At 58.1% G+C, this 1887-nt stretch carries 2 protein-coding genes; both read right to left on the reverse strand.

Annotated elements, in window-relative coordinates; genetic code table 11:
- Nucleotides 1–200 precede the first annotated feature (200 nt).
- Nucleotides 201–1202 (reverse strand): pyridoxamine 5'-phosphate oxidase family protein, encoded by a 1002-nt coding sequence (locus tag J1C54_RS16215; protein ID WP_229149974.1) that lies wholly within the window; start codon nt 1200–1202, stop codon nt 201–203.
- Between the two features lie 104 nt (nt 1203–1306).
- A partial coding sequence (locus J1C54_RS16220) for a DUF3418 domain-containing protein (RefSeq protein ID WP_229149976.1) occupies nt 1307–1887 on the reverse strand: 581 nt, incomplete at its 5' end.

The following is a 1887-nucleotide window of genomic DNA, read 5'->3' on the forward strand; positions in this document are numbered from 1 at the left end:
CAGCCCGGCTTACTGCCCCGCCGGATTCCAGCCCACAGGACCTTCCCCATCAAACGAAATGGATTATCACCATCAATGACTTAAGGCACAAAGTGAAATCAATCTTGTTTGGCAAGCCCGACCTCAGGCTACCTATCACTAGGCGACATCATCCTGATATGATCGCTTGGCATCCCAGCCTGATTCGTCAGACCAAAACCTCAATACATATTCTTCTTGTAATCCAGCTCCAATCCTTTCGCCATGGCACCGGGCAAGGACACCGCTGCACGAGCCACCTTTGCCTGCAGAGAGCTTTCACTGCTCTGCTTTATATGAGCCTTGAATATCTCCGCTGGCACCAGCTCTTCAGGTCCATTTTCTGCGGGCCATAACGCTGCGTTTTCAATGGCTGCACTGAGCTTGACCTGCTTTGAGGTCACAGCCACTCTTGTGACGAGACTCGGCTTCTTGCCTTGCACTTCGAATCGCTGCAGCAGGTCTTCATCGGCGCGAATCTCTGCGGCGCCCTTGATCTCAAGAATATGCTTGTGGCCTGGCACCAGAGCCATGATGACGACCGTTGGCTGTTCGAGAATATTGTGGAAGCTGTCGATTCTGCGATTGCCGGGCCTGTCCGCATAGCTGATAAAGCCATCGTGCTCCTGAATCAGGAAGTTTTCCGGATCGCCCTTAGGGCTGACATCGACCTGACCACTGCTGTTCATGGTCGCCACGGCCAGAAAGGTAGACTTGCTGACGAACTTCGCTGTGTCATCAGGAAATGCCGCCACTTGCCGGGCAAGCCAGAAGCCGGATCGGCGGAACGATTTGGCGCAATGCAGGTAGCACTCTTCTACTTCCAGCGTTGCCTTGCCATCCGCCGTGGCAGACACCTTGCCATTAACGCGCAAGGTTTCCTCCATGCCGCTGACCAGAAACAAGGTACCGAAAGACACGCCAGGCTGAACCATACTGGTGTCGTCCAGTGCGGCCAGAGGCAGGAGCAAATGACGGGGGTCGGCGGTGGATACAAAGCCTTTCTCACCACCTGCGGCGGTCAGCTGAATATCTCCAGCTTTGCCAAAAGCGATAAACCCGAAGCATGAATGCGACAACCAACGGCTGGCGTGTTCGTCAACCTGATCAATGACTTTAAGATCGCGAGGGGCATGGGATTTTCCGACCCGCTTCTGCACCTGTTCAATATTGGTGAGTTTCATATTGTTGTTACCCCCGTTCCGTGGGATTTATTAGTACCATCAATGCGTTGCCAGACAAAGCGCCATTCACGCCCTTGGGCATTTCTGACCCGGAGCGACCGCCATCAACACAACTGCCACTGCTCCCTCAACCGCTTATCCGACACCGGCATGCGCGTGCCCAGCTGCTGGGCGAACACGCTGACCCGGTACTCTTCCAGCATAAAGCGGTAGCGCACCAGCGGTTCCGGCTGTTGCCACAGCGGCCGGCCGGCAGCGCGGGCCTGGTATTGCTGCCACAGGGCGTCCAGTTCGGCGACGGTGGCGCGGTCTTTGCCGATCTGGCCGCCGAGCTTGTCGATACGCAGGCGGATGGCTTTCAGGTAACGGGGCACCTCGTCCAGCCAGGGGGCCGGGGTCTGGCGCAGGAAGCCCTCGCCCATCAGGGCGTCGAGCTGGGCCTTGATGTCGCGGTGGGCGTGGGCCCAGGCGAGCGGGAAGTTGCGGTTCAGGCTGCGGTCCAGATCGGCACGTTCGCTGAGCATGTCGCTGATCAGGGCGAGGCGTTTGTCGGCCACGGGCACGATGTCGCCGCTGTGTTGTTGCATACGGGCGGCGAAGGTGGCGGCGTCGCGGATCGGTTCATCGAGCTGGAAGTGGTCGGCGACGATGCGCAGCAGGGCGTCGTCGAGGATGGCTTTGGCGT

It is taken from the genome of Alcanivorax sp. 1008, assembly GCF_020667895.1.
GTDB lineage: Bacteria > Pseudomonadota > Gammaproteobacteria > Pseudomonadales > Alcanivoracaceae > PGZG01.